This window comes from Sphingomonas sp. PP-CE-3G-477, from assembly GCF_003050745.1.
GTDB lineage: Bacteria > Pseudomonadota > Alphaproteobacteria > Sphingomonadales > Sphingomonadaceae > Sphingomonas.
In genome coordinates this window covers 421,834-447,468 of the sequence record NZ_QAOF01000002.1, presented here as the reverse complement: position 1 = coordinate 447,468, position 25,635 = coordinate 421,834, and the positions used below count along the sequence as shown (strand labels likewise).

At 62.8% G+C, this 25,635-nt stretch carries 20 protein-coding genes and 6 pseudogenes; 18 read left to right on the top strand and 8 right to left on the bottom strand.

Annotated features, from left to right (window positions below):
* Positions 1-110 precede the first annotated feature (110 nt).
* The 3 genes from C8J45_RS07340 to C8J45_RS07330 all read right to left on the bottom strand — a co-directional run bounded on the left by C8J45_RS07340 (position 111) and on the right by C8J45_RS07330 (position 1,669).
* A complete protein-coding gene (locus C8J45_RS07340; RefSeq protein ID WP_107962593.1) occupies positions 111-497 on the bottom strand; it encodes a type II toxin-antitoxin system VapC family toxin in 387 nt (128 codons plus the stop codon).
* Positions 494-787, bottom strand: a complete 294-nt coding sequence (locus C8J45_RS07335; protein WP_093396655.1) for an AbrB/MazE/SpoVT family DNA-binding domain-containing protein — start codon at positions 785-787, stop codon at positions 494-496. Before C8J45_RS07335 ends, C8J45_RS07340 begins: the two co-directional genes overlap by 4 nt.
* A 219-nt stretch (positions 788-1,006) precedes the next feature.
* The gene (locus C8J45_RS07330) at positions 1,007-1,669 is read right to left on the bottom strand and encodes a recombinase family protein (RefSeq protein ID WP_107962592.1); all 663 of its coding nucleotides are present in this window, start codon (positions 1,667-1,669) and stop codon (positions 1,007-1,009) included.
* Between the two features lie 268 nt (positions 1,670-1,937).
* Between C8J45_RS07330 and C8J45_RS07325 the strand changes: the two genes are divergently transcribed.
* The 4 genes and pseudogenes from C8J45_RS07325 (at position 1,938) to C8J45_RS07310 (ending at position 3,998) form a co-directional block, all read left to right on the top strand.
* Positions 1,938-2,183 (top strand): AbrB/MazE/SpoVT family DNA-binding domain-containing protein, encoded by a 246-nt coding sequence (locus tag C8J45_RS07325; protein WP_107962591.1) that lies wholly within the window; start codon positions 1,938-1,940, stop codon positions 2,181-2,183.
* Positions 2,180-2,566: a type II toxin-antitoxin system VapC family toxin gene (locus C8J45_RS07320; RefSeq protein ID WP_107962590.1), complete on the top strand. Its 387-nt coding sequence runs from the start codon at positions 2,180-2,182 to the stop codon at positions 2,564-2,566. Before C8J45_RS07325 ends, C8J45_RS07320 begins: the two co-directional genes overlap by 4 nt.
* A gap of 186 nt (positions 2,567-2,752) precedes the next feature.
* A pseudogene (locus tag C8J45_RS07315) lies at positions 2,753-3,397 on the top strand (tyrosine-type recombinase/integrase); the annotation flags it as partial.
* Positions 3,398-3,497: 100 nt separating this feature from the next.
* Positions 3,498-3,998 (top strand): hypothetical protein, encoded by a 501-nt coding sequence (locus C8J45_RS07310; protein ID WP_107962589.1) that lies wholly within the window; start codon positions 3,498-3,500, stop codon positions 3,996-3,998.
* Positions 3,999-4,285: 287 nt separating this feature from the next.
* Here C8J45_RS07310 and C8J45_RS19125 read toward each other — a convergent pair.
* A pseudogene (locus C8J45_RS19125) lies at positions 4,286-4,597 on the bottom strand (transposase); the annotation flags it as partial.
* A gap of 154 nt (positions 4,598-4,751) precedes the next feature.
* On the opposite strand from C8J45_RS19125, the pseudogene C8J45_RS07300 reads away from it, so the two are divergent.
* Positions 4,752-6,012 (top strand): annotated as a pseudogene (locus C8J45_RS07300) (IS110 family transposase).
* Positions 6,013-6,258: 246 nt separating this feature from the next.
* Here the strand turns inward: C8J45_RS07300 and C8J45_RS19565 are convergent.
* A pseudogene (locus C8J45_RS19565) lies at positions 6,259-7,067 on the bottom strand (IS3 family transposase); the annotation flags it as partial.
* Positions 7,068-7,744: 677 nt separating this feature from the next.
* On the opposite strand from C8J45_RS19565, the gene C8J45_RS19120 reads away from it, so the two are divergent.
* The 6 genes from C8J45_RS19120 to C8J45_RS07250 all read left to right on the top strand — a co-directional run bounded on the left by C8J45_RS19120 (position 7,745) and on the right by C8J45_RS07250 (position 17,082).
* The gene (locus tag C8J45_RS19120; protein ID WP_258191352.1) at positions 7,745-10,480 is read left to right on the top strand and encodes a pitrilysin family protein; all 2,736 of its coding nucleotides are present in this window, start codon (positions 7,745-7,747) and stop codon (positions 10,478-10,480) included.
* Between the two features lie 72 nt (positions 10,481-10,552).
* Complete coding sequence (locus tag C8J45_RS07270; RefSeq protein ID WP_107962586.1) at positions 10,553-11,485, top strand: LysR family transcriptional regulator; 933 nt, start codon at positions 10,553-10,555, stop codon at positions 11,483-11,485.
* Between the two features lie 222 nt (positions 11,486-11,707).
* Entirely contained in the window at positions 11,708-14,011 is a 2,304-nt protein-coding gene (locus C8J45_RS07265; protein ID WP_181321140.1) for a TonB-dependent siderophore receptor, read from the top strand.
* Between the two features lie 19 nt (positions 14,012-14,030).
* Positions 14,031-15,821, top strand: coding sequence for an ABC transporter ATP-binding protein/permease (locus C8J45_RS07260; RefSeq protein ID WP_258191347.1), 1,791 nt, complete (start codon positions 14,031-14,033; stop codon positions 15,819-15,821).
* A gap of 86 nt (positions 15,822-15,907) precedes the next feature.
* Positions 15,908-16,231, top strand: a complete 324-nt coding sequence (locus C8J45_RS07255) for a co-chaperone YbbN (RefSeq protein ID WP_146168578.1) — start codon at positions 15,908-15,910, stop codon at positions 16,229-16,231.
* Positions 16,228-17,082: a hypothetical protein gene (locus tag C8J45_RS07250; protein WP_107962583.1), complete on the top strand. Its 855-nt coding sequence runs from the start codon at positions 16,228-16,230 to the stop codon at positions 17,080-17,082. The genes C8J45_RS07255 and C8J45_RS07250 overlap by 4 nt, the downstream gene beginning before the upstream one ends.
* An 8-nt stretch (positions 17,083-17,090) precedes the next feature.
* Here C8J45_RS07250 and C8J45_RS19555 read toward each other — a convergent pair.
* A pseudogene (locus tag C8J45_RS19555) lies at positions 17,091-17,294 on the bottom strand (transposase); the annotation flags it as partial.
* Positions 17,295-17,403: 109 nt separating this feature from the next.
* On the opposite strand from C8J45_RS19555, the pseudogene C8J45_RS07240 reads away from it, so the two are divergent.
* The 3 genes and pseudogenes from C8J45_RS07240 to C8J45_RS07230 all read left to right on the top strand — a co-directional run.
* Positions 17,404-18,585, top strand: a pseudogene (locus C8J45_RS07240) (OB-fold nucleic acid binding domain-containing protein); the annotation flags it as partial.
* Positions 18,585-18,872, top strand: coding sequence for a hypothetical protein (locus tag C8J45_RS07235; RefSeq protein WP_107962581.1), 288 nt, complete (start codon positions 18,585-18,587; stop codon positions 18,870-18,872). The pseudogene C8J45_RS07240 and the gene C8J45_RS07235, both read left to right, overlap by 1 nt.
* A complete protein-coding gene (locus C8J45_RS07230) occupies positions 18,869-19,315 on the top strand; it encodes a hypothetical protein (protein WP_146168577.1) in 447 nt (148 codons plus the stop codon). The genes C8J45_RS07235 and C8J45_RS07230 overlap by 4 nt, the downstream gene beginning before the upstream one ends.
* Before the next feature lie 33 nt (positions 19,316-19,348).
* Here the strand turns inward: C8J45_RS07230 and C8J45_RS07225 are convergent, their stop codons facing one another.
* Complete coding sequence (locus tag C8J45_RS07225; protein WP_107962579.1) at positions 19,349-20,158, bottom strand: SirB1 family protein; 810 nt, start codon at positions 20,156-20,158, stop codon at positions 19,349-19,351.
* 1,106 nt (positions 20,159-21,264) lie between these two features.
* On the opposite strand from C8J45_RS07225, the gene C8J45_RS18855 reads away from it, so the two are divergent.
* The 3 genes from C8J45_RS18855 (at position 21,265) to C8J45_RS07210 (ending at position 23,804) form a co-directional block, all read left to right on the top strand.
* Positions 21,265-21,540, top strand: a complete 276-nt coding sequence (locus C8J45_RS18855) for a hypothetical protein (protein WP_146168576.1) — start codon at positions 21,265-21,267, stop codon at positions 21,538-21,540.
* Positions 21,541-21,669: 129 nt separating this feature from the next.
* Positions 21,670-22,047 carry a hypothetical protein gene (locus C8J45_RS18850; RefSeq protein WP_146168575.1) on the top strand — a complete coding sequence of 126 codons (378 nt, stop codon included), beginning with the start codon at positions 21,670-21,672 and terminating at the stop codon, positions 22,045-22,047.
* A gap of 185 nt (positions 22,048-22,232) precedes the next feature.
* Positions 22,233-23,804, top strand: coding sequence for a PQQ-binding-like beta-propeller repeat protein (locus C8J45_RS07210; RefSeq protein WP_107962577.1), 1,572 nt, complete (start codon positions 22,233-22,235; stop codon positions 23,802-23,804).
* Between the two features lie 97 nt (positions 23,805-23,901).
* Here the strand turns inward: C8J45_RS07210 and C8J45_RS07205 are convergent, their stop codons facing one another.
* Complete coding sequence (locus C8J45_RS07205) at positions 23,902-24,993, bottom strand: hypothetical protein (RefSeq protein ID WP_146168574.1); 1,092 nt, start codon at positions 24,991-24,993, stop codon at positions 23,902-23,904.
* Between the two features lie 142 nt (positions 24,994-25,135).
* Here C8J45_RS07205 and C8J45_RS07200 point away from each other — a divergent pair, with 142 nt between their 5' ends.
* Positions 25,136-25,630, top strand: coding sequence for a hypothetical protein (locus C8J45_RS07200; RefSeq protein WP_107962575.1), 495 nt, complete (start codon positions 25,136-25,138; stop codon positions 25,628-25,630).
* Positions 25,631-25,635 lie beyond the last annotated feature (5 nt).

The following is a 25,635-nucleotide window of genomic DNA, read 5'->3' as shown; positions in this document are numbered from 1 at the left end:
GGTGTTGGGTGCCGTTTTCTCGAAATCTGTTCCCAAATCGATTTTCTCGAAATTGCCTAAACGACACGGGAAAACGGGAATCCTTAGCTGACCGGTTTTGGCGACGGCTGCTAGCGGATATGCTCCATCTTGAGCCCTTTGGCCTTTACCTTCTTCCACTCGCGATCTGCAGTGAGGGCAGGAACGCCAAGTAGGATCGCAAGCGCTAGACAGGAGCGATCACCAAGGCCGCGCCCAAACTCCTTCGTTTGAGTGTGCAGCTCAGCGGCCGCATACGCGGCCTCCACGTCGTGAGGACGTACATCGAGACGAAGCTCGTCTAAGATCTCGCGGATGGTGGCTGCGCCCAAACCACCAAGCAGAAGTTCCTTGATAACCTCCTGCAGGTTGACGGCGGAAATCGCTGCTCGTCCGATGTGAGGTGTGACCTTGTCGGCGCCTGGTTCATCCCGAACTAGCGCCAGCACTGCGGATGCATCCATTACAACAGATGTCATACCGGATCTCCCTGCCGGTCCGAATGCGAAGACTCGCCTGCCTCGGTGACGGCCTCTGCCTTGCGATCAGATAGGAAGTCGTCGATTGTTCGGGCCTGCTTGGCATGCTCTCGATAAAGCGCCTGAGCGCGAGAAACCCCGTGACCGATCGGCGACAGACGGACCTGATCGTCCTCAACCGTCAAAATGACCTTCGCATCTCCGTGGAGCCCCATCGCCTTGCGAACCGATGCTGGCAGAATCATCCGACCGTTACTGGCAACTTTAACGTCTATGGACTGCGTAGCCATCGCGGCGCTCCTCCTCAATGCTTCTAAATAGCCTATGCCACTTTAAGAGATGTGACACAATGCGAGCTCTGGCATCGGGCCTAACCTATCAGGCCTCTATGTCAGTCCGGGTATACCCTGAGTGGGCATGGGCTTTGGTACACGAGACCCGTTCAATCAGGGTCGGTAGCAGCTAAAATGGACACCTCATTATGAGGGTCTAGAGTCTGCCTGAACACATTAGCGATGCGCTACTGGCTCAGCCGCCCGGATCGCTGCGTCAGCCTCTGCCTGTAGACGGCGATCACGAGCAATCTTGGCGAGCAGCGTTCGACTGCACCCAGTCGCATCCATTATATCGCGCCAGCTTCGGCCATCGCGGAGAAGGCTCGAGATCGCCGCGTTGCGAGTCTTGTTCTCGGGGCGTCCCTTATAAAGGCCCGCTGCCTTGGCTTTCGCAGTGCCTTCGGCCTGTCGACGACGGCGATCCTCATAATCCTTGCGGGCAACCGCGGCGAGTACGTCCAGCATCATGGCATTGACCGCTGCGAACATTCGGCCGGTGAACTCATCGGTCGGTGCCGTCAGAATCCAGGACGTCGGCAGGTCGAGCGCGACGATCCGGACCTGCTTGGTGTCGAGCAGATTGCGCAGCTTGATCCAGTCCGGTGAGGTCAGGCGAGAAAGCCGATCAACCTGCTCGACCAGGAGCACGTCTCCCTGCTCGCAATCCGATAGCAGGCGGAACAGCTCGGGCCGGTGAAGCTTGGCACCACTTTCGTTTTCGACATAGCGAGCCGCAATCCTAAGCCCGTGCTCCGTCGCAAACACGTCGAGGGCACTCTTGGCGCGCGACGCATCCTGTTCGGAGGTAGATGCGCGAAGATAGGCTCGGATGAACATGCCGCAGTCTGCTATATGTGGTACTTATTAGTCCAGTCCTTTTTACGCTGTCAGGACGGTAATAAAGTACCAGCGATTGGGGGGTCTGCAAAAGGCATACCCAAAACGCACCTGTCGAATATGTTATATGTCAGGGTCGTGGCTGCGCACCACATGATACCATCAGAGACATGGGAATAAGATGGTGGCACAGGGGTGAGATCGTTGCCATAGGTGACCACCTGGGCTATGCAACGCTGGTGTAATCCACAGAGGCAGATGTGCCAATATGACTGTGCAAATCAACATTACGCCTAACGGGCGAATGAGCCTGCCGTCAGACGTCCGGAAGCGTCTTGGTCTGAGTGGCGGTGGTGCGGTCTACCTAGATGAAACCGACGATGGCGTGGTGTTGCGGACGGCGAGCCAAGCGGTGGCACGCGCCCAGGCTCTGGCCAAGCAGTACACCGGCGGTAACCCCGAGGCATCCGTTGACGCTTTTCTTGCCCGACGTCGGGAGGAGAGCGGCGAATGAGCGTGGTGCTGGATGCGTCTGCGATCATCGCCATGCTCAAGGGCGAACGCGGAGCGGCAAAGGTCGCGGCCGAGGTTGGTGGGGCGCGGGTGAGCAGCGTCAACTATGCCGAGGTCGTCAGCCACTTCATCCATGCGGGCATGCCCGAGCGCGAAGTCGATGCCATGCTCGATCCACTGCCATTGACCGTCGTGCCGGCCGACAAGGCGCTTGCGCAGATCGCCGGGCGGCTGCGGGCGGCAACCGCCGAGGCGGGGCTTAGCCTTGGCGATCGTTTCTGCTTGGCACTTGCACAGCGCGACGGTTTGCCCGCGTGGACCAGCGACCAGAACTGGAAGACGATCGCTGATGCCGTTGAAGTCAAGGTTGTCGCGATCCGCTAACCTCACACGGTTGCGGGGTAGGGGAGGGGGCAGGACGTCCGGCTCGACAGCCATTGTGGAAGCACGAACCCGCTGCGCGGGAGGGTCGTGCGGGGCGCGGTTGAATTGACATCGCGGGTGTAGCGCATCGGTTGAGCGCTACGGGAAGCAGGCAGAGCATCGGGGTTCCACGAAAGGAGCCCTGCCATGACCATCCTCATACCCGTTGTTGCCGTCAGCCCGTTACGCCAACGTCTCATTGACGAGATGGACATACGCCGCTTCGGTCCTGAGACGCATCGGAACTACATTCGCGACGTCGGGCGGTTCGCGACGTTTCTCGGGCGCTCGCCCGACACAGCAACGGCGGAGGAGGTTCGGCGCTTCCAGATCGAGCAGTGTGACCTGGGCGTGCCTGCGCCGACCATGAATGCCATCGTATCGGCACTGCGGTTCTTCTTTACCCAGACGCTCGACCGGCCCGATCTGGCGCGTAAGCTGGTCCGCATGCGGCACGTGCGCAAGTTGCCGGTGGTCCTGAGCCAGGACGAGGTGGCGCGGCTGTTGGCGGCAACCACATGCCTCAAACATCAGGCGGCGCTGTCGGTCGCCTATGGCGCCGGACTGCGTGCGGCCGAGGTCTCCGCCCTCAAAGTGCGCGACGTCGACAGCGAGCGCATGCTGCTGCGGGTCGAGCGCGGCAAGGGCGGGCGGTATCGCAACGCCATGCTCCCGGTCGGGCTGTTGGCGTTGCTGCGGGAGTGGTGGCGAGTGGGTCGGCGTGAGGGCGTATTGCACGTCGATGGGTGGCTGTTTCCCGGTCAGCACTATCTCAAGCCTCTCAGCATGCGGATTCCTGGATGATCGCGCGCTCCATTCCTGAGTGATGGCGATCACGGTTCCTGAGTGATCGCGATCGGCATTCCTGGATGATCGCGATCAGGATTCCTGAGTGATCGCGATCATAACGAGGATGCTTTGCGGACTGATCCGGTCGTCGCAGGCTGCTCCCTTTTGGGGGTGGCCGATGCCGACGGAGCGAATAGCGATGCGCAAGGTGCGTGAGATTTTGCGGCTGACGTTTGACGGCGGATTGCCGTCGCGGGAGGTGGCGCGACGAGTGGGCGTTGGGAGCACGGGAGTGCGTGTGATGCTGCAACGCTTTCGGGCGTCGGCGTTAACGTGGCCTTTGCCGGACGTGCTGACCGACACGGCGCCCGAACGGGAGCTCTATGGAGTAGCCGCAACGCGGAGCGGACAGCGGGAACGGGCAGAGCCAGACTGGTCGGCGGTCAATCGCGAGCTCAAGCGCAAGCACGTCACCCTGCAGGTGCTGTGGGACGAGTATATCGAGGATCATCCGGCCGGCTACAGCTACAGCCGCTATTGCTTCCTCTACCGCACCTGGGAGGGGCGTCTGCCTTTCATGCGTTCGAGCTGGATGGCTTCGTGATCGGGCACTCGACTTTCGGGCATCTGACTTCGGGCATGAACGAAAGGCCAATTTCGGGAAGCGCCTGTTCGAGCTTCAACGACTGCTTCCGGGTCTGCGCCGAGGGGCGCCGTGGTGCCGTCAAAACCACGAAGTTGCGGGTGGGAACGGTAGCTATCTGACTGTTGGCGCCTAAAGCCAATCTTTGGATCACTAGGAAGGCCAGGTTAAGATCACGCGCCGTGTGGACTTTCCTTTGGCGCGATTTAGCCGCAAGTTACGGCTAGATGGTGACGTGCTCCCCGTTTTCAGGCCGCTGATAACTTAGCTTCGGTGTCCATATGCCCCTGGCGGGGGCGGTTCGTAAACTCGGCGGGTGCCATCCCGCCAAGACTGCTGTGCGGACGCACGGTGTTGTAGTCCGTCCGCCATGCCTCGATGATCCGTCTCGCCGCAGCCAGCGAGGGGAACAGGTGTTCGTTCAGACACTCGTCGCGCAAGCGACCATTGAACGATTCCACAAAGCCATTCTGCTGCGGCTTCCCCGGGGCGATGTAGTGCCACCCGACCCCGGTGTCCTGACACCAGGCGAGGACGGCATGACTGGTCAGCTCGGTGCCGTAGCACATTGGGAAGCGCCGGTTCGGGAGCCGCAGTGGCTCTGATGGAGACAAGGCCGCGAAGCGGCCGCAGGGTTCATCAGAGCAAGCCATGGCCGGCCAGCGGGTGTCTAAAGTGAAGCTGTCGAGACAACACTTTGGAGGCCGATCGACCATGACCAAGCTCACCTCTACGCCTGCTGGCGCCGTGCTGGTAGCCATCGACATGTCCAAGAACCGGCAGGAAGTCCTCATCGAGCGACCGGAAGGCGGCCGGCGCCGGCGGATGACCGTCATGGCAACCAAGAAGGACTATGACGACTTTGCCGAACAGCTCGCTGCCATCGGCCGTCCCATCGTCGTCGGGTTCGAGGCGACCGGAAATTACCATCGCACGCTGGCGCACAGACTGCTGACCGCGGGGTTCGAGCTACGCCTCATCTCGTCGGTCGCGCTGGCCCGCACGCGCGAGGCACTGCACAACGGTTGAAACAAAAACGATTCCAAAGACGCCCAGGTCATCCTGCACATGCTGAGGATCGGGGCGACGCAGCGCTATGTCGATCCGCTGGCGGCCGGGATCAACGACCTGCAGGAACTGTCGAAAACCCACGAGACGATCTCCAAGGCCAAGACGCAAACCTGGCATCGAATCCTCACCCACTATTTGCCGCTCTACTTCCCCGAGATCGCCCGCTTCGCCGGCAACAGCAGATCCGACTGGTTCTTTGCGCTCATCGAGCGGTTCCCCACTCCTGCCAGCATCACCGCGCTCGACGCTGAAACATTCTCGGCCGCGGCCTGGCCTCTCATCGGCCGCAAGGTTTCCAAGGCCCGTCTTATCAATGACATATACGAAACGGCCTGCGCTTCGGTGGCTCTGCCGGTCCCGGAGGATTCGGCAGCAATTACCATGTTCCGCATGGTCATCGCGCAGGGACGCAGCCTCATTCAGCAACGTGACGAGATAGAGCGGCTTGCCCATGACAGGCTGGCCGAGCATGTCGATTACCAGCTGCTGCGCAAGATTCCTGGCATCGGCCCGATCAACGCGCTGACTATCCTGGCGGAAGCCGGCGATCTGCGCCGATTCAATCATCATCGCCAATTTCTGAAATTCTGCGGCCTCGATCTTGCGACGTGTCAGTCAGGCACGTTCCGAGGCCGCACAAAGCTGTCCAAGTACGGCAATGCACGGTTGCGCCGGACTTTCTGGATGGCTGCTCAGGTTGCCGCGCGTCAGCGCGACAATAGCTTCCGCGATAAGCTCGGACGATATGTTGCCGGGCACGCGGACGATGCCGACCGTCGCCGCAAGGCGATGACGGCGCTCACCGCCAAGATGGCGCGCGTGGCTCACGCCGTCATCAAGACGGGGACAGAGTACCGGCCGTTTCTCGAACGGTCGGATGCCAGGTGGAAGGACCCCTCTCTGATGTGCCGTGAGGGCGCGAGAGCGACCCTGTAGATAATGTTCGGGCCTTCCACCTGGGTGCGTATCTCGTTTTAAGGATGGTGAGGACCACGGTCGCCTCGGCGCCGCTGGATCCTGTGTTTGCTATGGCAGAGAGCGATCCCGTTGACGGTGGGAGCCATCTGGCTCAGAATGCATGCCGCGCCGATGGTTGTCGGCGCATGGATATCTGCTGGCTGAAACCCGCCGCTGCTTCCCAACATAGGACGTTGTCGCTGACCACCATGCACGGCAGCCCGCGACGCTCGGCGATGGCGCTCAGCTCGCGAACGACCCGCCGACCCGACAGCGAGGTGTCGACGACGCATCCCAGGCATTCCCGGCTGTAGTCGTCGATGACGTTGAGCATGCGGAACCGCCGGCCGCAGGCCAACGAGTCCGATACGAAGTCGAGCGACCAGCGCTGGTTGGGTTCTTGCGGGATCGCCATCGGCGCCCGCGTGCCCAGCGCGCGCTTGCGACCGCCACGCTTGCGCACCGTCAGTCGCTCCTCGCGATACAGCCGATACACCTTCTTCAGGTTCATGCCCTTGCCCTCCCGCTTGAGCAGGATCGCCAGCCGTCGATAGCCGAAGCGACGACGTTCGTTCGCGATCTCGCGCATCCGCTCGCGGACAGCATCGTCCTTTCCGCGAAGCGGCTCATATTGCCACGCCGACCGGTGGACCCCGATCAGTCTGCAGGCGCGACGCTCGGAGAAGCTGTGGTCGGCCATCAGCTTCTCCACCGCAGCGTAGCGATCTCCAGACCGGGTCAGTTTTTTCCCAGCAGATCCTTCAGCGCCGACACGTCGAGCATCGACTCCGCCAGCAGCTTCTTCAGCCGGCGGTTCTCGTCCTCGAGCGCCCGCAACCGCGCCGCCTCCGACACGGTCATCCCGCCGTACTTCGCCTTCCAGTTGTAGAACGTCGCGTCACTGATCCCATGCTTCCGGCACAAGTCGGCGGTCTTCACGCCGGCCTCATGCTCGCGCAGCACGCCAATGATCTGATCCTCGGTAAATCGGCCTCGCCGCATCACTCGTCTCCATCTGACGAGCTAACTTACCAATGGCATGATTTCTGGGGAGCAGGTCACCAACACGCTGGAGGGGGCCGGGTGAGCTTGGCCTCGTTATGATTTTCGATCGTTTCAACGCCGCGGTCCGCATCCGCTATTTGGGGCTGCATGCCTTGATTGGCGTTGTTTGCGCGTCGCGGTTCCTCCGATAGCTTACGAGGCGATCCCAAAGCACGCGCGGCGCTGGCAGGAGAAGCTCAAGGGCAAGAAGGCTAATCCTGCGAGGACGGTCTACACCGTTGGGACTGCCTCGCTTAGTCGCCAAGGCGTCAACGGGATCTGCCGGTGTGTGGCGCTGAGCGCCTTCGATCTGGGGCTGGTCAACACGCCGATCGTTAAGGTCGAGGACGCCGCGCGCGCTTTGTCGAGCCATTCGCTGTGCGTAGGGCTCCGCAGGATCTGTTTGCGCCCGGCGAGGACGGGTCGGCATTGCACAGCCGCTGCGCTGGGCTTCAACATCGACCGCGTTGCGCTACGGGCGCAAGCTTGCAGCCAAGAGCAATGTCGCCGCGCGCGTGTCCGCTTCAGGGTGGGTGAAACCGGAAGACCCTCGCATAAGCGCGGCTAATGGCGGTATCAGCACAATCTATAGGGTTTTGCTCGTAGGATCCGTGGCCAAGGCGCAAAGTCCGTTCATGACATCCGTATCCAACATTTTGGCGATCGTTGCAGCCCTAGGTGCGACCCCAGCCAAACTATCTAATACACCCTCTGTAACTACTGAGTTGCCGACCCAATTGTCCAGCCCGCAGCCAACACCAACTACCAGGTTTACCTTGGCCAACGGACTGAAGGTCATTATTCAGCCGTCACGGCAGGTGCCTATCGTAACTGCGGTAGTGGTCTATAATGTCGGATCGAAGGACGAAAAGCCCGGTCAATATGGCTATGCACATCTGTTCGAGCATCTGATGCTCGACGGAAGTGCGCATTGGCCGGAGAATTCGGTGAAGGTGCTCAACGACCTCGGGGCGTCGCAGATCAACGCCACCACGACGCAGGACCGGACTATCTTCTATGAAACGGTTCCGCGCGCCGCGCTGGAACGGACATTGTTCATGGAGGCGGACCGAATGGGCTATCTGGCCGAAGCGCTGACCCCTCCGAAGGTCGCACGCGAAGTGAGCGTCGTCCTGAACGAGAAACGGCAGCGCGGTGGAGCGCCTTACGGCGAGGACTGGATCGGCATCGCCGAGGATATGTATCCGGCCGACCATCCCTATCATCACAGCGTCATCGGCAACGAGACCGACTTGCGCGCAATGACGGTGAAGGACGCCACTGACTGGTTCCAGACCTATTACGGCCCCGCCAATGCGACGCTGATCCTGACCGGTGACGTCGCGTCGGACGAGGCACGCGCACTGGTTGAGAAATATTTTGGCGCGCTGGCGCCTCGCGCGCCGCTGAACCGCCTGTCGACCCGGGTTTCACCTGTGCCGGGGACGTTTCGGCGCGAACGGTTCGAGGCGGTGCCGCAGGCCCGGATCTACGCCACCTACACCGCACCGCCGGCGGGCACCCCGGATATCGCCAACCTCGATCTTATCGCGCAGATCATGGCCAACGGCGCGACGGCACGACTCAACCGCCGGCTGGTGGCGGAACTCGGCACCGGCTCGACGGCGATGGTCACATTCGACGAACGTCTGCTGTCGAGCGAGATGGGGTTCGTCGTCATCGTCGAGTCGCCGGACAAGGTGCGCCGCGCCGAGATCGCGCTTGATGATGAGATCGGCCGGTTCGTCACGGAAGGCCCGACGTCCGACGAGCTAGAGCGCGCACGCACGGCGCGTCTGCGCTATATCCGCAGTTCGGACGAAAGCACGTTCGGGAAGGCGTTTCTGCTGATGCGCGGCGCCTCTCTGACCGAGGATCCGGACTATATCGCCACTTATACGCGCCAGTTGACCGATGCGACGCCCGAGAGTGTGCGGCGGACTGCGCAGGCGATCTACGGTCGTCCCGGCTATCGCCTGATCGTCCGCCCAATGCCCGGCACGAAAGCGGTGGCGGGCGGATATGTTTTGGCGAAGGGGCCGCCGCCGATGGGCGCGGTCGACGCCATAACCTTTCCGGCGGTGGAGCGGACGCAGCTGGCGAACGGGCTTGAGGTCGTGCTGGTGCCGCGGCCGGCCACGGCGAGGATCAGCATGCGGATGCGGTTCAATTCAGGAACGGCGAGCGCCCGCGGTCCGGTCGACCGGATGGCGGTGGAGATGCTGGTCGATGAAACCGGACAAAAGGAATCAAGGGCCGAGGAGCTTGGAGGACGGCTGAGCAGCGTCGCGAGCGCAGATACCTCCGACGTAACGCTGTCGGTCGATGCCAAGGACATTCCGGCGGGCCTTGCGCTGCTGGGCGATGTCGTTGTCCGACCTGATCTGACCGAGGCGCGCCTGTCCGCGGTTCGCAAGGCCGAACGCGGTCCGGTGGAACGCGAAGTGAACGGTGTGCCGTCCTATCGGCGCATCCTGAATAGCGCCGTGTTTGGCGTGGCGCATCCCTACGGCGCGAACCCCGATCCCGCCGCCGACCTACGTGCGATCGACGCAGTCGACCTGGACGCGATCACGGCATGGTCGCGGAACCATATCCGGCCGGAGCGCGCGAGGCTGTATGTTGCGGGCAATACGACGATGGCGGCGCTGCGACCAGTGCTGGCGGCGGCGTTCGGCGGCTGGGCGGGCCAAGGGGCGGCAGTGGCCGACGCCGGGATCCCCGCGGCATCCCCCGCACCCGCGCCGCAGATCATCGTGATCGACAAGCCCGGGGCGGACCAGTCGTTCATCGCTGGGGGTCGCGCGATCACGCCGACTCACCCGAACGACGATCTGGCGATCGACGGCGCGAACGAGGTTTATGGCTTTGCGACCGGCGCGCGGATCCGGACGACGCTGCGCGATCAAAAGGGCTGGACTTACGGCATCGGTTCCGGTTTCAGCGACGCGCGCGGACCACGTCTGTTCACGATCGCAGGATCGGTTGACGGCGCTCATACCGGCGACACGCTCGCCGAGCTGATCCGGGAAATGCATGCGATGAACGGCGACGATCCGCCGCGACAGGCCGAACTCGACCGTGTTGCCAATGCGCGGATCAACCAGCTGGCGTCGCGGCTGGAGAGCAACGACAGTCTAATTGAATTGATCGCCGACAGCGAGACATATGGCAATCCTTACGATGCCGTCGTCGGCGATCCGGCCAAGCTGCGCGCACTGACGGTGGATCAGGTCCGCCGGGCCGCAGGCGAACTGCTCGCCCCCAGCCGGATGCACTGGGTGGTGGTCGGCGACTGGGCGAAGGTTCGACCGCAGATCGAGGGCCTCGGCCTCGGTACGCCGACCGTTATATCCGCGCGGAGGCAATAGGCCCCCCGGCCGGTCGAGGTCCATTCCCATTCGGTCATTGACCGTGCGCAACGGACTGCGGATGATGACGCGGTGAATGACACGCTGCGCACGCTCCGGCCGCTGAATAGCAACCTGCTCTATGCGCTGCATGCTATCCTCAACTCGCCGACGTTGACGGGGGCCTCGCTGATGATGGCGCGCAGCCAGCCGGCGATGAGCATGGCGTTGCGCCGGCTGCGTGACCATTTCGGCGACGAGCTGGTTCTCTATGGCAATCCGCGCCGGCTGACCGCGATGGGCGAGGCGCTGCGGCCGCGGGTGGGGCGATTGCTGCGTGAGATCGACGACACGTTCAACCTGTCGCTTAATTTCGATCCGGCGACCGCGCGTGGCACCGTCTCGCTGACCGCGCCGGAGCCGATCGAGCTGATGTATCTCAGCCGGGTCGTGCCGCGGTTGCTGCAGGACGCGCCGGGCGTGGAGGTACGACTGTTGCCGTTCAGCTACGGCCCGACCGAACAAATGTTCGAGCGCGGTCTGGATGTCGCCGTGGTCCCGGAGACGATGGTCGATCCGTTGCTCAGCGCCCGCACGCTTTTCAGCCACGATTTGTGTGCGCTAGTGTGGGCGGAGCATCCCGTGCAGGAGGGCAACATTCGGCGCGAGCTGTACGAACAAGGCCGGCATGTTGCGGTGTTCGAGGCGATGGAACGGTCGCTGTTCGCCGAGCGGATGGACGATCCGCTGCTCGCGTCGCGCCGGATCGTCGCGCGGACGGGGCATCACGCGATGCTGCCGCACCTGATCATCGGCACCGACCTGATCGCGACGACCAGCAGCTGGCTGGCGCAATATTACGTCACCGTGCTGCCGGTGCGAACGATGTCGCTGCCGCACGAGCCCCGTCCGTCGACGCTGGTGGCGCAGTGGCAGCCGCACCGCCGCGACGAGCCGTTGATCCACTGGATCGTCGACACGCTGGTCGCGGCGCTCGATTGGCCGCGGGGCGATAAGTGGCGCTGATGCGCGTATCAGTATTGTTGATTTGAACTGTGCGATCACCGAGCGCAGCTTTTGTTTCGGTTCGGTGACATCGTCCCGGTCGACAACGTCGTCGATCAGATGGACGAACCCGGGCCCGCGGGGGCATTTGTAGGAACAAGCAATCCGCCTGTCGCGCGGGGAAGCGGGACGGTCGTGTGACCGTGCCGGTGCGAAATGCGTGGGCAGTATAAGGGGGGAATCATGAAGCGTTTGCCATTTACTCACTATGTCGCCGCGACCGGGCTTGCCGTCGCAAGCGCAATCGTTTCCATATCGCCAGCCGCAGCGGCGCAGGCGCGATCGATTTCGCTGCCCGCGATGCCACTCGATCAGGCGCTTCAGCGGATTGCCGCGGAAACGGGCGAGCAGGTCAATATCGATCCCGACGCGGTACGCGGGCTGACGTCGAAGCCGGTGCGCAACGCGCGCACGGCGGCGGATGCGGTGCGCCAGGCTACGCGCGGGTTGCCGATCGCACGCCAGCAGGCCGATGATGGATCGACGACCGTCGCCAACGACATTGTCGTGACCGCGCGGCGCGACGAGGCGGAAACGAGCGTCCTCGTGCGTAGCGCGACCACATCGTCCCGGCTCGGCCAGTCGCTGCGCGACCAGCCCCGGAATACGCAGGTCATCTCGTCGAAGCTGCTGAAGGACCAGCAGGCGCTGACCCTGACGGAAGCGCTGGCCAATGCGGGCGGCGTGGTCGTCAATCAGGCGACGGTGCAGGGAGGGGTCAGCTTCAGCGTGCGCGGGTTCAGTTCGAACGGATCGGTCAATGGCCTGCCCAGCCCGGCGGGCAGCAGCTTTGCTGCCGGCGCAAGCCAGCCGCTCGCCAATATCGAGCGCATCGAGGTCCTGAAAGGCCCGGACGCGATCCTGCTGGGCGGCGACAGCCTGGGCGGAACGATCAACATCGTCACCAAGAAGCCCAGCACCGAGGAACGGCTTTACGCGTCGTTCGATACCGGATCGTTCGGCCTGACCCGCGGCACGATCGACGCCAATCGTTCGATTTCGAGTGACGACCGCTTTTCGGCCCGGATCATCGCCACGGCGGCCACGGCGGACCGCAATTTCGGCGGCTATCGCGGGAACGAGGATTACCTGCTCGCGCCGTCCCTGCGCTTCAAGAACGGCGTGACCGACATCATCGCGTCGGTCTCGACGTCGACCCAGATCTTTGGCGCCATCCCGTACACGGTGCTCGATCCCGCGACTAGGCAGCCGTTCAACTCCGCCTTCGACCGGCCGATCGTCGGTGGCCGCGAACAGTTCACGCGCATCGGCACCACCCAGATCAATCTGGACGTGACGCAAAAACTGACGGACTGGCTGACTGTGGTGGCGCGCGGCCAGCATGTGGCTTCCAGTTTCGAGCTGGCGCAGTATTCGCCGTTCGCGCTACTGGCGCCCAACGGCCTGCTGCTGCTGAGCGCCAGCGGCGTGCGCCAGACATCCAATCTGGACGTGATCGATAGCTATGCGCGCGCGGTGTTCGAAACCGGGCCGTTCAGTCATAACATCGTCGCGGGATATACCCATGTCGATTCACGGGTCGTTGCCGACGCTGCGAACAACGGCGGCATGTTCGCGTACAACTTCCTGACCGCGACGGCACCTCCGCGGGCGCTGGCGACCAGTTTCAGCTTTTCGAACAGTTCGGTAAGCAAGCAGGACGGTTTCTACGGTCAGTATCTTCTTGGTTTCTGGAGGCTGCATCTGCTTGCGGGCGTTCGTCACAACAAAACCGACGTCTCGTCTACGGTCGCCCGGTTCCCGACCTTGCGCATCAAGACCGATATCACCACGCCCAATTACGGCGCGGTGCTCGACGTGACCGGCAAGCTGTCGGCATTCGGCACGCTGGCCTATGGATTTCTTCCGACGTTCAGCACCGGCGTTGGCGGCATCCGACTGCCCGACGTGCGGACGCGCAATGCGGAGGCCGGTGTCAAATGGGACCTGTTCGGCGATCGCATGATCCTGAACGCGTCCTACTTCGAAATCCGTGAGAGCAACCGTATTCGCCGCATCGCCGGTTTCGATACGGCGACACCAGGCATCCAAGGTCGCGGTGTCGATTTCAATCTCAGCGGCGAGCCAATCCCCGGCTTGTCGATCGTGGCGGCATACACGCGCACCAACTACAGGTTCCTGAGCTTCGATCCGCGGATCGGCGGTGTCGTCAATGCACAACCGCGCGACGTCTACAGCCTGTATTCGTCCTATCGCCACACGCTTGCTGACACGGTGACGGCGGGATTGGGGGGGGGGATCAGCGGGCGTTCGCGTTCGGCCGTCGACAACCTGGGCGTCTATTATCTCGACGGCACCTTCCAGGCCGATCTCAATGCATTCGTCGCAATCGGCAAGTTCGACATTAACGTCGGCGTACGCAACCTGACGGGCCGGCAGAACTACTTCCCGACCATCACACCGACCTATGTGCCGCTCGGCGAACCACGTAACTGGCGGCTGTCCGTCGGCTATCGGTTCCGCTGATGCCGAGGGAGCGACGACCATGATGCCACAGCCGAGCCAGAGTGGAGAGGCCCGTCGCGAGACGGGTCTTACCGATCCCCAGCCCGCCGGGGATCGGTGGCGCCATGCCTGGTCGATGTTCAGCGGCTACTGGACGTCGAAGGACTGGAAGTTCGCGTGGTTCGCGCTGGTCGCGCTGCTGTTGTTCCAGTTCGGCACCGCTTACGTCCTGGTCCGGATGAACCGGTGGGAGCAGAGCTTCTTTGACAGTATCGAACAGCGCAACGTCGCGGCGTTTTCGGCGCTGATCTTCGTGTTTCTGACGATCCTGGTGGCGCAGGTGGCGATGATCATGACCGAGGGGCTGGTCGATCGTCTGCTGTCGATCCGCTGGCGGACCTATCTTACCGAGTGCTATCTCGATCGCTGGATGGCACGCAACCGCTATGTCGAGATCGAGCGGCTGCGCATTATCGACAATCCCGACCAGCGGATCGCCGACGATCTGGAACGGATCACCAATTACGGCGTGGGGGTGCTCAACTTCGTGTTCCGCCTGATTGGATCGCTGGTGACGGCAGTCACTTTCGCGATGATCCTGCTGGAGACCGCGGAGCCGATGCGCTTCACCGCGTTCGGCACTGCGGTGTCAATACCGGGCAGCACCGTCTGGTATGCGGTCGCCTATGCGCTGGTCAGCGCGCTCATCGCGATCAAGGTCGGCCGGCCGTTTATCCGCGCCTCGATGCGCCAACAGCACCGCGAGGCCGATTTCCGCGCGAACCTGATCCACGTCCGGCGTAACGCCGCACAGATCGGTATGGCGAATGCCGTCTCGGTGGAGCGCGTGTCGCTGTCGCAGGCCTTTGCCGAAATCCGTCGGAATTTTCGCACCGTGATCCTCACGTCGCTGGGGCTGACGGCGACCCGCAGCATATACGAGCGGATCGGCACCGTGCTACCGCTGTTCCTGCTGGTGCCGCGCTATTTCTCGGGTGCGATCACGTTCGGTCAGTTGATGGGAGCGCGCGACGCGTTTCAGCGGCTGGCACTGCAGCTGGGCTATTTCGTTCAGTCCTACGAGCTTATCGGTCTTCAGATCAGTTACTTCAACCGCTTGAAGGGCCTGGACGACGTCATCGATCAAGTTCGCCCGAGTGGCATTGCCTTTGCTGCGGGGACCGGGGCGGGGGTCGCAGTGGCGGTGAGCGGACTGGCGCTGCATCGGCCGCACGGCGACACGCTGGTCGAGATCGGCGACTGGCAGGTCGGCGACGGCGAGCGCTGGGCAATCGTCGGTCCGTCGGGTACGGGCAAGTCGACGCTGGTGCGTGCGCTGGCCGGGTTGTGGCCCGACGGCAGGGGGAGCGTCTCGCTCGCCGACCACACTGACGTGATGTTCGTGCCCCAGCGCCTATATCTTCCACTCGGTACGCTGAAGGCGGCGGTCTGCTTTCCCGATCGGCCGGAAGCGCATGACGACACCACGGTCGCTGCGCTGCTCGACCGAACGCGGCTGAATACTCTGGCCTGCGACCTGCACGCCGTGCGAATGTGGCAGGAGGAGTTGTCGCCGGGCGAACAGCAGCGTGTGGCGTTGGCGCGCGTCCTGCTCCATCGGCCGACGCTGCTGGTGCTCGACGAGCCGACGAGCGCGCTCGACGTCGACAACGCCCAACATTTCTACGCATGCGTGCGCGGCGAAATGCCCGGTACGACGCTCATCAGCGTAGTCCACAACGAATCGTTGCTGTGTCATCACACTCATATGCTGACGATCGACGAAGGCCGTGCCCGCATCACGCCGATCGGGGACGGGCAACCGGTCTAGCAGCTTCGAACAACCAACGTGCCGCAGTCGCGGCGAAACGTCAGACGGGCGAGCGGTCAAGCGCGTGCCTAACGGGGGAGTATCGCGTGAACGGAAAGGTCATGAAGGTCGATGACGCGAGTTTCGATTCTCTCGCGAACAGGCAGGGATTGACGCTGTTCGACCTCTGGTCTCCGGGATGCCATCCGTGCCACACGCTGATGCCGATCGTCGAGGATTTGGCCGCAGATTTCGCGAATGACGCAGCGTTCTGTAAAATTAACGTCGAAGCCGAAATTCTGCTGCGCGACCGGCTGGGCGCGCGCTCGTTGCCGACGCTGGTGCTCTACCGCGACGGTTCGGAGATCGACCGGCTGATCGGACTGCGGACGCGATCGCAGTTGACGACGTGGATCGAGGCGCATCTGTGACGAATGCGTTTCACGGCGATCCCGTGGTGAAAGCCGAGTTGCTGGACCGGCTGCGCCGTCATGCAGCGGCGGGTACGCTCGTCTTCGGCCCAACCCGGTGGGACGGCCGGTCGGGGACGCCGATCGGGGTCTCTGTCGAGAGCGAGGACAGCGCCGACTATGCGCAGCGCTTTGGGTATCCGCTGCCGCTCGCCGCGCTGCTCGACACGATGACCGCCTGTGCTGCGCCTGATCGCGCGGTACGCGAAACGCTGGCATGGGTCGAAATCGTCGAACCCGGTGCAAATCTGTCGCCGGTGCCGTGGCGGATCGCGAAAAGTCTTCTGGTCCTGCTAAAGGCCGACCAACTCGCGGACCCGCATTTCCTGCTGCTGCGGGACATGCATTCGCGCGATACGACGGATACTCCCGTCTCGCGCAAAGAATGGACGAATTTGCGCGCGTTGATCGAGGACACGGCAAGTCGCAGCAAGGGTGAGGCGGCGTTTTCGATTAGCGCCTGCGCCGCAGCATGCTGGCCGCTGCAGACGAGCCGGTCCGTGCTGGTCGAGCTTGTAGATCGCTGGCGTCGCGCTGCGGCAAGGCTGCCGAACCCGGACTTCGACGACGTGGATCGCGATCGGGCCAGTACTGTGCTCAATGCGTTGTGGGCCGAGACGGAGCCTGCACGCGCCGCAGGTGAGACGATCCACATCCCTACATTGTTCCGGGGTCGCGAACCACGCGTCGCCGCGCTGTTCGAGGCGGACCTGGATCGCAGCAACGCGCTGTTTCGGAGCCGCAGCGAGGCGGTTCCGGCGCTCGTACTGCGCCAGCTTGCTGGTGCCGGTTCCGATGAAACAGAATTCTAAAGCCCCACTCATAATTCAAGTTTGGCGATACGGCGCGTCGTCCGCCTGATGGATGAGACGACCATCCACGCTTCGGACGATGCATTGGAGACTTCCCAGTCTTTGGCAAGGCGTCGGCACCGATCGAGCCATGCCAAGGCGCGTTCAACGACCCAGCGCCGGGGTAGAACGATAAGGCCGGGCAGGTCAGAACGCCTGATGATTTCGATCGTCAGCCGATCGATGTGTGTGACCGACTATGTCGAACTCCAGGTCCTCACGCATTTCTCGCTGCTGCGCGGCGCATCGAGTCCCGAGGAGCTGTTCGCGGCTGCGGCGCTGCTCGGCTATCCGCGTGAATTTGCCGAGCGCACCTTCCGTCAGCTCGAGGGCTTCGGGTCTTACGGCTTCCCCGAAAGCCACGCTGCCTCGTTCGCCAAGATCTCCTACGCATCATCGTGGATGAAGCATCATCACCCAGACGTATTCTGCGCGAGCCTGATGAACGCGCAGCCGATGGGGTTCTACGCACCTGCCCAGATCGTCCGTGATGCGCGTGAGCATGGCGTCGTGGTGCGACCGCCTTGCGTCAATGCCAGCCGCTGGGACTGCACGCTGGAGCAATATGGCGGCCGTTACCTCGCCGTACGGCTGGGACTCCGGCAGATCCGCGGTCTGTCGAATGCGGACGGCGCCAAGATCGTCGGCGCGCGCGAGCTGACCGCGTTCGAGAGCGTCGAAGACGTATGGCGGCGGTCGGGTGTCCAGCGCGCCGCGATCGAGAAGCTCGCCGACGGCGATGCCTTTCACAGCTTTGGTGCCGATCGTCGACAGGGTTTGTGGAAGGTGAGGGGGCTCGGCGAAGCGCCGCTACCGCTGTTCGCCGCGGCCGATCGCGCGGACCAGGCCGTCAGCGCGGAAGGGATCGAGCCGGATGTCGAACTGCGGCCACTGACCGACGGTCGTGAGGTGATTGAGGACTACCGCGCGCTGCAACTCTCGCTGCGCGCGCATCCGCTGACCTTCGTCCGTGACGAGCTGGCCAGGCGTGGCGTGACCAAATGCGCGGACCTAGCGACCATTCGCGACGGACGGCATGTCGAAGTCGCCGGCATCATCCTAGTTCGCCAGAAGCCGGGGTCTGCCAAGGGCGTGCTGTTCATCACGATCGAAGATGAGACCGGCATCGCCAACGGCATCCTGTGGCCCGATCGGTTCGAGCGCCAACGCCGCACCGTCATGTCCGCGTCGATGATCGGCATGAAGGGCAGGGTGCAGAAGGAAGGTGAGGTCATCCACGTCATCTGCGACCGGATCATCGACCATGGCGATCTGCTGCACCGGGTCGGTGAGATGTCGTTCCCGCACCGGACCGGCCGCGGTGACGGCGCGAAGCATGCCGGCTCCCCCGACCGCGGGGACAAGGGCTGGAGCCCTGCCCCTCGCAACTCTTACTGGCCGCCCCATGCGGACGGCATGGATCCGGAAGCCGTCGTGAAATTCAAATCTCACGATTTCCATTGATGGCCAAGCTCGTCCGTCATCAGCGCGTTGTCATCGCGCTATCGGTGCATATCTTGCGCAGCGGTGTCGCCCGCTGTTCGGACGCTTGCGTTGACGTCGTCGAAATCCGGTCGGCACTGCGCTGCCTGCTGCCGCACTGCACGGAACGCTGGCCACTCGAACTCTACTGGGACACCGCGAGGCAGGAGAACGAGATCGGCAGGGCACAGGGTGTGACTGCGGCGTTCAACGGGATCGTCCGCCAGCTGCGCCGCGCGGGCTGTTATGAAGAGGTGACCGAACCGTGAGTATGCGACTACCGCGAGCAGCCATTGCTCGCGTTCCCGACGGTACGCGGATCGTCAGCGTCGAGCGCATGTCGCGAGCCTTTACCAAATATCATCTGGATGACGGACGCGCGCTGCACCGGTTCAGGATGGAAGAGCCGAACGCGACGCCGCATGACCACCCCTGGAGCTTCGAGACCGAGATCCTTGATGGCGGATATGTCGAAGAGGTGTTCCACCTGGATCCAAACGGCGGTTGGCACAGCGAGCTCGTCCACCGCATCCGGGGCGAAACCTACCATGTCGACGCCGCGCACATTCACCGCATCGTCGAGCTGCCAACCGGCGAGTGCTGGACGCTCGTCCGCGCCGGTCCCCACACGCGGGAAACCCGGTTCTGGCGGTTCGGAGACATCGTTCAGTCCCGGGCCTGGCATGAGCGACGGTGGATGCGCTTCGGATAAGGCGTTACGGCGAGAGCCAGTCCACCGCGACGTTCAAGACGGCGTTGGCCGGGGAAGGGCATCGAGCGCTGCCGATACCTGAAGGCGCAGATCGTCGTCCCGGGTGATCTCCAGCATCGCACTAAGGCTGCCGCGGGCGCCGGCCACATTACCTGCGACCAGTTGAAGTCTGGCGCGCTCCCACCAGCCATGGGCATGCGTAGGCGCCACGATCGTCATACGGTCGTACAGGACCAGCGCGCGTGCGGGATCCCCGGCCTGCTCGGCACGGGTCGCCTGGTTGAGCAGCAGGCGGACGAGCGCCGACCGGTTCGACAGGGGAAGCATCCCGTCGGAGAACCGGGTCTGGCCCGTCATCTGCTCCAACAAGGCTTCCACCTGTTCAGGGGCGACGATGCGACCATCGTTGAAGGGATCGATGATCAGCGGATCCGATGCGTCGCCAAGGCGCACCAGGACGTGACCGGGGGTATTGAGCGGCATTGCCGACCATCCCAGGCGGCGAGCCATCGCCACATAGATAATCGAGAGACTGATCGGCAGGCCAAGCCGACGATCGACAACCGCGATCAGGTCCGCATTCTGCGGATCGTCATAATGTACGCGGTCACCGGAGAACCCGAATTCTTCCACCATCACGCTGCTCAGGGCCTGGGCCTGCGCGGCGCTGCTCACTGCGTCGCCGTCAGCGGCGCGGAGGGCTATTTCTATGTCCGTTAGCTCGTCGAGATATTCATCGAGATCGATGCCGGGGTGATCGAGCGCTGCGAGTTCGAGGGCGGCCAAATCGAGTTCGATCTCCCCGTCTTCCATCAGGCCGAGATGAAGAATGGTATTGATCATAAGAGACTAGATGGGGGCTGTTCCAATGGTTCCTATGACGGTGCAGGCTACGGGGTAGCTGCCCCCCCCTTCTACAATACAGCCGCTTCATCTTCTGGCACAGGGGGAAGCTGCCTCGCCCTTTGCGAAGTGGATCAGCAAATTGCAGATCCCGGTTAATCGGGCGTGACGACGAGGGGCCGGACAGTTAGCACAAGCGCTAACACATTGCTTCGTGCAAAAATAAAATGCTGATGAAAATCAAGAATATAACCATTGGTGGTACGTACTCATAACCTGAAGGTCACAGGTTCAAATCCTGTCCCCGCAACCAATCTCCAATATGCCACAGCCGTCCAGAATAGCCTGTGGCGGATTTTCGCGTTCTTCCGCGTTCTACGCAATCATAGTCGCTGTCGGCTGCGTGTGAGCGAGTGTTGCCGGATTCCACGAGGTTGATTGGCAAATCGTGGGCACTTCTGGAGGTATGATGCGGGTCTCGGCAGGAAATATCACTATGCTTCTCAAAGACGTCGAAGCGCGCCACGCCACCAAACGCGACTTGGCGTGCCAACTGGCTGGCGTCAGTCGATGCCAGCCACGCTTCGTGGTTTCTCAAACCGCTTGAGCGAGATAAGCTTTCGGTCGCTGGCGTCAGCGCCTCATAGTCATGCCAGCGGTGGAGTGGCTCGCGGGCGGGGCGTCAATTCAGCAGGTCGCGGCTAACCTCGGTTATAAATAGCGTGCCGAGCTTCGTCACTATCTTCCGCAAGGCACTCGGCGCGCCCCGCTACATGATTGAGCGTCACATGAGGCAGTCGAGTATCGTTGAGAGATGTCTCCCAGCCTGGCATGGTCGACGCGCTTGGCCGTTCCGGCATTCGCATATTTGGACAAGGTTGGCTTTGGCTTCATGAAGCGTACGTCAACCTCCTGGCAACGATGCCGGCGATAGTTCTGTCGGCGATGCGTGGTAAGTCTGCGGCCGCGGCGCGATCTCGTGCCTGCACCGACACGCCTTGCCGTGCTCGGCGGTTGGCCGCAGAACTGGTACATCCGGCGCGACTTAATGTTGTCACTGGCAAGTACTTGGTGGTCTTAGTACCGGATTCGCAGGGACGGGGATCTTGGACAAGCCAGAGGGTTGCTCTGATAAGGAAACGTCGGGACGGGACTTCTTCGGGCTGATGACGACAATTGGCGACGAACGGTTTGCAAGGGTCGGCCGTGGCTGCGGTATGTGGGTCGGCTACGCGATGGAGGCGGATCACCCCGAACGTATCGCGTTCGGCGAAGCGATCGTCCCAGGCGTTGCCGTTCCTCCGCCGTTGATCTCTGACGACGGGCAGCTAAGCGACTCCCCGTGGCACAATAACTTTTTCCCCGGTATGCGGGATCAGTGAGAAGCTGGTGGTCCGATCTAGAGGAAATTTTCTTCGGCTATCGGTTCACTAATATTCTTTGCGTCCAATTCAATCCCGGCAAAGGTCCGGGTCTTCTACATCGACCTCATAAAGGATGACCGCCGAGCGGTGCGGACGAGCTTCGAATACTATCGCGCTATCGACATCGCCGCCGATCGCGAACGGGTGAAGAGCAAATTGACCATGCCCACGTTCGGCTTTGCGGGTGCGATGGCGCGGTGGAAGAGCAGCTTCTCCGCGTCGCCGCTGATGCTTGCTGCGCGGCGCCGCGAATTGCGGGCGCGCGTATCGGAAGAAGCACCGCACACCGTGGTGACGCTATCGATGCCCCTCTTGGAGTCGTATGGCGTACAGGCCAGTCACTGCCCGAAGATGCGTGACGGTCGTCTGGCTATGACACCATTCGGGATACTTTCTGCGAACCGACGAATTTCCTTCGGCTCACGACGTTCTCAAGCACGTGCAGAGTGCGAAAGCAGCGGTTGAGCGCGCTGAATGGATGCCCACTTATAGGGAGTTGCTGAGAACCGCTTGATGTCGGTTCGCAAATCACGCCAGTCCCGCGCTACTGGGCACTCTCCTCCATTTACCAGACATTGCGTGACAGCAGCGGCTGTTGCAGGCAACATGGGAAAATAGCCCTTTGTGGGGAGGGGCTCCGGGGGAAGATCATGACTGCAAGGAAGACCGCGCCCGCGTTGTTGGCGATGATGCTGGCTGGCTGTGGAGGCGACGATGGCGGCTCGGCCGCGCCCCCTCCGACTCCTGCCACCCCAACGCTGGGTGTTACGCTCTCCGCCACGTCGCAGACGACGACGATCGGCGACGATGGTGCTGGCACTCCCTTGGCCTTCACCGCGAGCGTTGCGGGTATTACGGGCGATACCGTGATCGCTGACCTGCAATATGATCGCGCACGCCTGGCGCTCGACGGCGATGTCGTCCGCGCGAGCGACGGCAGCTACAAGGTACAGTTCAAGCCGGTCGGCACGCTGGCGCTGGGAAACTATAGCGGCACCGTGACTTTTCGTCTGTGCCGCGACACGGCCTGCGCCACGGTCTATCCGGGATCGACGCAGACGTTCGGGTATAACTTGACGCTGCAGATCGGCGACTGGACCACCTATCAGCGCAATGCCGCACACACCGGCTACGTCCATGCGACCTTCGATCCTGCCGCATTCGTCAAGGCGTGGGAATATGCACCGGCCACGACCACCCGCATGAGCGGGATCGCCGCGGCGAATGGCCTGGCCTATGTCACGACGCAGGAGAGTGACGGTACCGCTGTGCTCCATGCGCTGGCGACGGGCAGCGGCAACCAGCGCTGGGCGTATGCGATTGGCGGAACCCGCTATTTCAGCACGCCCGCGGTCGGTAACGGTCGGGTATTCGTCACCACCATGACGACGTCATCCAGTGAGAATCCCGTGATCTCGGTCGATGCCGTCACCGGCGACTATGCGCCGCCACGCGCGATCTTTTCGTCGCAATGGTCGACCTTCCTGCAGCCGACGCCGTACAAGGACGGCCTGTACATGTCGGCCGGCTATTACGGGAGCGTCGTCTACGGCTTCGACTACACATCGCGGACTGGGTGGGAGGCGCAGGTCAAGGGCAGCATCTGGGACGGTGAAACGCCGGCGGTCGACGACGACACGGTCTATTACTATTCGGGCAACGCGCTCGAGATGATCGATCGGCGGACTGGCGAGCTGAAAGCAAGCCTTGCCGATCCCTTCTTCCAGAACAGCTTCTACAGCTATTACGGCGCCCCCATCCTCGGCACGATGGGCAACGTCATGGCCTATTCGAGCCAGCGTGGCGCTTCGACGCCATCGGTTCTGGTCAACTGGTCGACAGGAACCAAGGCCTTCGTCTGGCGCAGTGCGACCACCTATTCCACCGCCCCCGCCGTGGGTGGCGGGCGCATCTACCTGTCGCGTGCCAATCCCGGCGAACTCAACGCGCTCGATGAAGCGACGGGCCGCGTCTTGTGGGGCTGGGCACCTGCCTTGGGAGAGCAGATGATCGACAACACGATCCTGACCGATACCCTGGTGTTCGTCAGCACGGACAAGGCGATCTACGCGATCCCCACCCAGGGCAGCACCCACACCCCGGTCTGGAGGGCAGCCGGAGGTGGCGACATGGCGCTGACGCCCGACGGCACGCTGATCGTCACCGGTCAGGCGGCGGAGTATAGCTATCCCCGCGCGCTCACCGCGTATCGGCTGCGATAACGGGGCCGATCACAAGGATACGCGGCCCGCTCGCAGGGGGGCTGTACGGCCGGTTATCAGAGCTCCAGCCCCCAAGCAGCGCAGCCAACTGTGTTAGCTAGGGTCGCTTGCCGGAAGGGAAGCCTAGCGCAGGCCAGGGTATGATCGCCCAATCCGGGGCGTCGCAAGGCCGTTGCGCTCGTGCGAAGTACGCGCCTAGCCACAGTCCCTTGTCCGACAGAGCCCAGGCTGGGAATTGCCACACCTCCGGGTCCGCATAATTGCACTCGTCATCGCTCGTCCCCGGCGGCGCCATCTCGTCGGGCTGATAGCGCTTGAGCAATGCGACCACGCCTGGAGCGAAGTTTTTGCCGCGATACTTGTACCAGCCGTCGCTGTCTTCAGCAGGAATGGGACCCGATCCGAAGTGCAGTAACTCGTCCAGCTTCAGCGCGCGCCCGGTGCGCATGTCATAGCTGTAGCCCTGGCTTCCGAAATCCGGATGCGCGGCGCCAGCACAACTCCAGCTCGAGATCCACACATAGCTCATATGATTCACACCGAGCCAAGGCTTGTCCGCCTGCGTCACCTCGATGCCGGGCTTCCCGCCCAGGTCGGTACAGGCAAACCACGCTGCCACGTTCTGCCACTGGCTTCGGGCCAGCGCATGGTTGACCGCAGCCATTGCCGGCACCGGATAGCCGCGTTCGAGCCGGAACAGTCGGATGCCGGACAGCGGCTCGCGGTACCAGCGAATGGTCTTGCCGCCGATCGTCTCGCTTTGCGCGGGCGTGAAGCGGAGCCCGGCGAAATGCCAACGTTCGTAGGCGGTCAGCTTGGGCGGCAGATCGTCGGGGAGCCCGACCGGAACGCCTGCCGGATGCAGGCTCACCGCAAGGCGCCGCGCCTTGGACGTCGTCAGCGTACCGGTGAGGTTCGCACCCTGTCGAGTCAGGGCCAGTTGGTCGCCCGTCGTTCGGGATTTCAGGCGCAGGGTGGTACCGACCATCTTGCCGGAAAGATCGATGTCGAGCCGCGATGTTCGGTAGAAATACTGTCCGGACAACTCCCCCTCGGTTACCCCGACATTCACGACGACGCGGGCGGTGCCGACCACCCCTTCGTACACCGTCTCGCGTGCGGCAGCAGCGCTCGCGGGCAGCACTGAGAGGGTAAGTATCACGGCCAGGACGGGGAAGCCGAGCATCAACGCATGTCCATCAAAAGGAGTTGGGGCGTTGGCTGTACGGTATCGCCACAATCAGAGCGATTCCAATCGCAGGGGCCGAAGCCGCGGAACAATCGCATATTAAGCCAGTCCACCGCCGCCTGGACCCTGATACGAGCAGCCTATGATCCCCTCTTTTCTGGTCAGCACAGCGACGCTGCTTCTTGCCCTCGTCCTGGCACCTGCAAGCGGGCCCGCCGTCTTCACGCCCGCGCCGGGCAGCCCCGAACGTGCGGCTATCCTGAAGGTGCTGCACCACGGTGATGCACGGTCGGAGGCGCGCTTCCGCATCCGCGACTTTCGTATGGTCCGGAACGGGCCGCGAGCTATCGCCTACGTTCAGGGCGAGGGCGAAGTCGGCGCATTTCGAAGCATCCTTACCCGGGAGGCGCGGATACCGTGGCGCGAGGTATGGGGCGAGGGTGACGCCAGCAGCAAAAGCTGCGGCGCAGGTGCGAGTCATTATGCTTGGGCGGTTCACCTGATAATCACCTACAAGATCGATCCCGACTTGCTGTTCCCTGGAGTGGCCGCGCAGGCGCGGAAGCTCAGACAGATGGCGGCAGGCGATGCCGAGATGCAATGCGTCGGAGATCTGAGTGGGGGGCCTGGCGGCTAAGACGG